Genomic DNA, 296 nt, shown 5'->3' on the forward strand with positions numbered 1-296 from the left:
TGATCTGTTCGGTCAGCGCGGCGACCAGCGCCGGGTTGCAGTGGCCGAGGCTGGAGACGGCGATACCGGAGGTGAAATCGAGGTAATGCTTGCCATTTTGGTCGAACAGATCGAGGCCGGCGGCGCGCACGGGCACCATCGCGGCCGGGGCGTAGGTCGGGACGAGGACCTCGTCGAAAGTCTGCCTCGTGACAGGCCGCGTTGTGACACCCGAATCAAGCTTAGCGTTCATGGCAATTTCCATCCAAAGTGAGGTGCGCCCCGCGGCTCCAACAGCTGCGAGTGGAGACCCATTA

General features: G+C 62.8%; 1 protein-coding gene. It reads right to left on the reverse strand.

What is annotated here, in order from left to right:
• A partial coding sequence (locus D0817_RS27220; protein ID WP_497756112.1) for an aminotransferase class III-fold pyridoxal phosphate-dependent enzyme occupies positions 1 to 244 on the reverse strand: 244 nt, incomplete at its 3' end.
• Positions 245 to 296 lie beyond the last annotated feature (52 nt).

This window comes from Flavobacterium cupreum (genome assembly GCF_003996965.1).
GTDB lineage: Bacteria > Bacteroidota > Bacteroidia > Flavobacteriales > Flavobacteriaceae > Flavobacterium > Flavobacterium cupreum.